The 5,746-nt window shown below is 47.7% G+C and carries 4 protein-coding genes, 1 pseudogene and 1 riboswitch; of the genes and pseudogenes, 4 read left to right on the top strand and 1 reads right to left on the bottom strand.

Annotation, left to right across the window (positions count from 1 at the left end; all coding sequences use genetic code 11):
• Window positions 1-556, top strand: a pseudogene (locus LIQ05_RS18890) (GTP-binding protein); the annotation flags it as partial.
• A gap of 460 nt (window positions 557-1,016) precedes the next feature.
• On the opposite strand, the gene LIQ05_RS18885 reads toward LIQ05_RS18890, so the two are convergent.
• Window positions 1,017-2,294 carry an amidohydrolase family protein gene (locus tag LIQ05_RS18885; RefSeq protein ID WP_226822886.1) on the bottom strand — a complete coding sequence of 426 codons (1,278 nt, stop codon included), beginning with the start codon at window positions 2,292-2,294 and terminating at the stop codon, window positions 1,017-1,019.
• A gap of 142 nt (window positions 2,295-2,436) precedes the next feature.
• Window positions 2,437-2,533, bottom strand: a riboswitch (purine riboswitch).
• Between the two features lie 250 nt (window positions 2,534-2,783).
• On the opposite strand from LIQ05_RS18885, the gene LIQ05_RS18880 reads away from it, so the two are divergent.
• The 3 genes from LIQ05_RS18880 to LIQ05_RS18870 all read left to right on the top strand — a co-directional run bounded on the left by LIQ05_RS18880 (window position 2,784) and on the right by LIQ05_RS18870 (window position 5,625).
• On the top strand, window positions 2,784-3,509 hold the full coding sequence (locus LIQ05_RS18880; RefSeq protein ID WP_226822885.1) for an acyl-[acyl-carrier-protein] thioesterase: 726 nt from the start codon (window positions 2,784-2,786) through the stop codon (window positions 3,507-3,509).
• 62 nt (window positions 3,510-3,571) lie between these two features.
• Complete coding sequence (locus tag LIQ05_RS18875) at window positions 3,572-4,540, top strand: Gfo/Idh/MocA family protein (RefSeq protein ID WP_226822884.1); 969 nt, start codon at window positions 3,572-3,574, stop codon at window positions 4,538-4,540.
• Window positions 4,541-4,926: 386 nt separating this feature from the next.
• The gene (locus tag LIQ05_RS18870) at window positions 4,927-5,625 is read left to right on the top strand and encodes an L-ribulose-5-phosphate 4-epimerase (RefSeq protein ID WP_226822883.1); all 699 of its coding nucleotides are present in this window, start codon (window positions 4,927-4,929) and stop codon (window positions 5,623-5,625) included.
• Window positions 5,626-5,746: the final 121 nt, after the last annotated feature.

Below are 5,746 nucleotides of genomic sequence, written 5' to 3'. Positions count from 1 at the left end.
CTGTATTGTCCTTAGCAAGAGCCAGGAGGCTTCTGCGGAGGAGATCAAGGGTACTGTAGAACATCTGAACCGGGCATTGGAGAGTGTGAAGTGCAAACGCCGCTTTACAGAAAAAGAAGTGCTGAATAAGGACTGGGAGCAGTTTACAGACGAAGACTTCCAAAAGATTTTTAACAGCGGATATGTGATGGAAGACTTTGAGAAACAATGCTTCGATGAGAAAGAGGGCTTCCAGTCGCTGTATTTTATGGAGTTGAAAATTTCAGAGGCACAGCTGGAGCGTGCTGCCCATCAGATCCTGGATGATCCGGAGTGCGGGGATGTTTTCCGGATTAAGGGATTTGTGAAATTAGAAGACAGCGCTGCGGAGGAAGGAAACGGAACCACGGGTGCGGACTCCGTTCCTGTAGTGGCTGCCGATAATACCTGGCTGGAACTAAACGCCACCCGCAAAGAATTTTCCCTGAAGCCCATTTCCGTAGGCCAGGAAGTGGTGATCGTGATCGGGGAAAATATGAACGAGGCGCGGATCCGGGAGTATCTGGGCGCGGAATGATTTACGTGAGCAACGGGTAAAAGGAAAAACCTCTGGTCGAAGACTGCTCTCCGGTTCAGAGGCTTTTTGTATGGTTATTTGTAATATTTCATGACGTCACCTCTAAATTTCTCAAAAAGAGGATAATTTGGTAAACGCCTGTTGCATCGTCTCCCTTGGGGAGCAAGCCGCAAAATCCAGAATTCCCAATTTCTTGGTTAAAATATCTTTCATAACCTTCTAGGAAATGTCAAAAGTGAGACTGAAATTAAGGACAGTCCCTTCAAGAACAAAATCTGCCTTGGGATCAGCAGGAATATGAGAAGCTGAAATCAGTACTGAAGCAGGAAATTGCAGATATAGAGGCAAGTTTGCAGGATTGAGTAAGAAACGAAGGATAAAACAGCATATATGAAAACCTCTGGCTGGAAGAGATATGGCCTGATAATATACTGCTTCCAGACCAGAGGTTTTTGCCTTTTTAGATCACTTTCCGTCCCTGCACATACTTTCCAACCAGATTCCGGTCATCAGACAGGTAAACCAGGCGTTCCAGGCGGTCGCGGGTGGAGATTTCCTGGGGGTGACGGATACCTGCGTCGTCCAGGATCAGGGCGTCGAATTCATAGCCTTTTTCGAAGCTGCCTGCTTTTCCGAAAAAGGAACCGCCGCCGATAGTGGCCATATAGAAGGCTTCCTCCAGCGTAACCGGAGCCTGTGACTGGTCCATCAGGCGCCAGCGGAGCTTGGAAACCTGGATGGTGTCTGCGATAGCGCGGAACATGGAGAGGGAAAATCCTCCGGCAACGTCGGTGCCAAGTCCTACGTGAAGTCCCAGGTCAAGGTAGCGGCGGATGGGCGCGATTCCGGAAGCGATGTCTGTGTTGGATTCCGGACAGTGGGCGATGTAAACACCCTGGTCCTTGATCATCTGGATCTCTTCATCGGTGGAGTGAACGCAGTGAGCCATGATGGTAGGGCAGGCTCCCCCAAACAACCCGAACATGTCATACGCGTCCCCATAAAACCTGCTGGTCGGGCAGAGGTCCTTCACCCATGCGATTTCCCCGAAATTCTCAGACAGGTGAGACTGAACTGGAATGTGGTATTCCCGCTGGATCTTTCCCAGCTCTGTCATCAGCTCGTCGGTACAGGATGGGGTAAAACGGGGCGTAAGAATGGGATATGTGTGACAGTAGCGCCCCTTGATCTCTTCCAGCCACTGGCGTGTATCCTGTGCGGAAGCCTGTGCGCTTTCCTCCTGAAGCTCTGGGGCTCCATTGCGGTCCATATTTACCTTTCCAACCATAGTTGCCAGTCCGCTCTCTTCCAGCATGTCCATAAGGAGCTCCGTTGCCGGGCGGTGTAAGGTGGCGAAAATGCAGGCTCTGGTAGTAAAGCTGTGCTTCAGGTCATCTACAAAAATGGAGTATGCTTTTTTCGCGTAATCCAGGTCTGCGTACCGGGCTTCCTGCGGGAAGGTAATGGTATTCAGCCAGTCAAGCAGTTCCAGATCCATGCCGGTTCCGCGGTAGGCGTACTGGGGGGCATGAAGATGCAGGTCAGTAAATCCTGGAATGATCAGACGGTCGCCCATGTCTTCTACAGGAATGCTCTTATATTCATCTGGAAGCTGGGAAAAAACGCCGGCACAGAGGCCGTTTTCACAGACTACATAAGAATCTTCGTGGAAAACAAGCTCTTTCTGGTTCTTGCTGTAACAGATCGTACCCTTCAAAGCAAACAAATCTTTCTTCATATCAAACCATCCTTTCTGCGAGAGGTGAGAAGAAGCGTAAACCCGGGAAATTGGGGCAGAGAAAGTACTGCCGGAAAAACCGGGAACAGATTTTCGGGGAATTCAGCAATAAAAAAACCACCCGAAAATGCTACACCTGCACACCTCTTCGTATGCAGCTTATAGACAACTATTAGGGTAGTTGGTAGAAACGTCCAACCGGATTATGGACATATATAAGCGTTCGCTGTTTTGTTTTTATGCCTTTATTATACATGGTTTAAGGCGTGGAAGCAAGTAAAATATTACAAAAATTTTCTGCATTTTCATATCATTATTGACTGATTTGTTATATAATGAAGTAAAAATTGCGGTTCTCGTCGCGGAAACATTTTCGCGCTGCGCGAATGCAGGGAGTGAAGATATCAGACGGTAAAAAGAAGTCCGCTTAGGGCGCAATTTACGCGGAGCGATAGAAATAAAAGTAAGCACGAAGGAGATTGACATAGTATGAGTTACAGCTTTAAAGGCCGTGTAAGATACAGTGAAATAGGAGAAAATGGCTGCCTGACTTTGCCTGGGATCCAGGATTATTATCAGGATTGCTGCACCTTCCAGTCTGAGGAAATCGGACAGGGTATGGAAGTGCTGGAAGCGCGTCAGAGAGCCTGGGTGCTGTCCGCCTGGCAGATTGTCGTGAACCGGTATCCGAAGATGGGCGAGACCATTGTGGCAACCACTGCCCCATATGGATTTAAGGGCTTTCTGGGAATGCGTAATTTCACCCTGACCACAGAAGCTGGTGGGCTTTTGTCCTATGCCAATAGTATCTGGACAAATATTGACACCAAGACCGGCCTTCCGGCAAGACTCACAGACGAAGATACCAGAGGGTATGTACTGGATGAAAAGCTGGATATGGATTACGCACCCCGCAAGATCGCATTGCCAGTGGGAATGCGTGCAGAAGAACCTTTTGCTATTCAGAAGCACCATCTGGACACCCATCACCATGTCAACAATTGTCAGTATATCCGTATGGCAGCAGATTATCTGCCGGAGAGATTTGTGATCTGCCAGATGAGGGCGGAATATAAGAAGCAGGCACTGCTGGGAGATGTTTTTTATCCGGCGGTGAAACAGGAAGAAGGGAAGGTTACAGTGGCGCTTTCTACGGAAAGCGGCGAGCCTTACGCAATTGTAGAGTTTACGGCTGCGTGCAGATTGCAGAAATGATTTTTCAAACAGGCTCTGGCGTTGTATATTGAAGAAAGTTTTTAGAAAGGTGGTTTACATAAATGAAAATAGGAATTCTTGGAGCTGGCGGTATTGCGGTTCAGATGGCAAAAACAGTAGCTGGAATGAAGGATGTGGAGAATTATGCGGTGGCAGCCAGAAGCCTGGAACGGGCACAGGCGTTTGCCCAGAAGCATGGCATTTCCAGGGCTTATGGTTCTTATGAGGAAATGCTTGCAGATCCCCAGGTGGATCTGGTTTACATTGCAACCCCTCATTCCCATCATTACCTTCATGCAAAAATGTGCCTGGAAGCTGGGAAAAATGTGCTCTGTGAGAAGGCTTTTACGGTAAATGCAGATCAGGCGAGAAAGCTTTTTGCCCTGGCAAAGGAGAAAAACCTTCTGATCACAGAGGCAATCTGGACCAGATATATGCCGTCACGGAAGATGATAGGCGAAATTATTGAAAGCGGTGTAATCGGTGAAGTGACTTCCGTTACTGCCAATCTGAATTATACCATCAGTGAGGTGGAACGTATCCGCAAGCCGGAGCTGGCTGGTGGCGCACTGTTGGATGTGGGCGTTTATACCATTAATTTTGCCAGCATGGTCCTTGGGGACAAGTTAAAGGATGTGCAGGCAACTGCTATTTTCCGTGAGGGCGTGGATATTCTGGATACCATCGCCATGGTCTTCGAGGGAGAGCGGATGGCAACTTTGCAGTGCGGAGCCCGGGAGGTTTCCGACAGAGTGGGAAGCATTTTTGGAACAAAAGGGTATATTCAGGTATTGAATATCAATAATCCGGAGAAGATTACCGTATTCGATCATGAGCATAAAGAAGTAGCTTCTTACCTGCCGCCAGCGCAGATCACTGGTTATGAGTACGAAGTGGAGGCTTGCGCAAGGGCCATTGCTGCAGGTGAAAAAGAGTGCCCGGAAATGCCTCATGATGAAACTGTGCGGGTGATGGAAATTATGGATGGAATCCGGAAATCCTGGGGGTATGAGATTCCGTTGTATGAGTGATGCGTTGGCCGCCGTGGGAAGCACAAGCCTTGTTTGCAGTGGCATTTGAAGCGGGAGCGGAGATGTTCGCGGCTTGCTGCTGCATTTGAAGGTGATTGAGGAGCTGTGGGTGTGCGGACAATGGAAAAATAAATAAGATACAAGTGGAAATACATCCATACAAGTGATATATTGTACTTAATAGTTACTGTTTATAGGTAATATTCCGCGAGGTGTTTTTTGTGGGCAAAGCTCACAGAAAAACCGAGACTTGCGGTGCGAAATCATGCAGAGCATGAGTTCTATGCATCGCGAAGGGTGTTGCTGTGAAGGTCGTGAACAGTAACACTTAAGAGAATGCCTGGGCGCGGAATTGATATTTTATATGCATAAAGGAGAAAACAACCATGCTTGAGAAATTAAAAGAAGAAGTTTACAAAGCAAATATGGATCTGCCGAAATACGGTCTGGTTACTTTTACCTGGGGAAATGTAAGCGGAATCGACCGTGAGAAGGGTCTTTTCGTTATCAAACCAAGCGGCGTAGAGTACGATAAGCTGACACCAGAAGATATGGTAGTTGTTGACCTGGAGGGCAACAAAGTAGAGGGAAAATACAACCCTTCCTCTGATACACCTACCCATGTAGTTCTGTACAATTCTTTCCCGAAGATCGGCGGAATCGTACATACCCATTCTTCCTGGGCTACCAGCTGGGCGCAGGCCGGACGTGCAATCCCTTGCTATGGAACCACTCATGCAGATTATATCTATGGTGAAGTTCCCTGTGTCCGAAACCTGAACAAAAGCGAGATCGAGGATGCTTATGAGAAAAATACCGGTATCCTGATCGCGGATTATTTCAAGAAGAGAGATTATGAGGCAGTTCCGGCTGTTCTTTGCAAGAACCATGGTCCTTTCACCTGGGGTAAGGATGCTCATGAAGCAGTACATAATGCAGTAGTTCTGGAAGAGGTTGCGAAGATGGCTTCCCGCTGCGAGCTGATCAACCCGAATGTGAAACCTGCTCCGCAGGAGCTTCAGGATAAGCATTACTATAGAAAACATGGTGCAAATGCTTATTATGGACAGGGAACTATTGAATAAGAAAAAGGGGGCTGCCTTATGGCAGCCCTGGTTTATTTGTAATATTCAATTTCTACTGGTTTCACACCTGTAAGTTCCACACTTCTTTCATCGGGCTGACTACAGCCAACAAAAATCTGGA

Origin of the sequence: Blautia glucerasea, assembly GCF_020537505.1 — a bacterium.
Taxonomy (GTDB): Bacteria; Bacillota; Clostridia; order Lachnospirales; family Lachnospiraceae; genus Blautia_A.
The sequence above is the reverse complement of the archived record's forward strand: the minus strand, read 5'-3'. Positions and strand labels throughout refer to the sequence as shown.

Excerpts from the sequence above, each read along its gene's own strand:
- LIQ05_RS18885 (WP_226822886.1), bottom strand. The coding sequence starts at position 2,294 with ATGAAGAAAGATTTGTTTGCTTTGAAGGGTACGATCTGTTACAGCAAG.
- LIQ05_RS18880 (WP_226822885.1), top strand. The coding sequence starts at position 2,784 with ATGAGTTACAGCTTTAAAGGCCGTGTAAGATACAGTGAAATAGGAGAA.
- LIQ05_RS18875 (WP_226822884.1), top strand. The coding sequence starts at position 3,572 with ATGAAAATAGGAATTCTTGGAGCTGGCGGTATTGCGGTTCAGATGGCA.
- LIQ05_RS18870 (WP_226822883.1), top strand. The coding sequence starts at position 4,927 with ATGCTTGAGAAATTAAAAGAAGAAGTTTACAAAGCAAATATGGATCTG.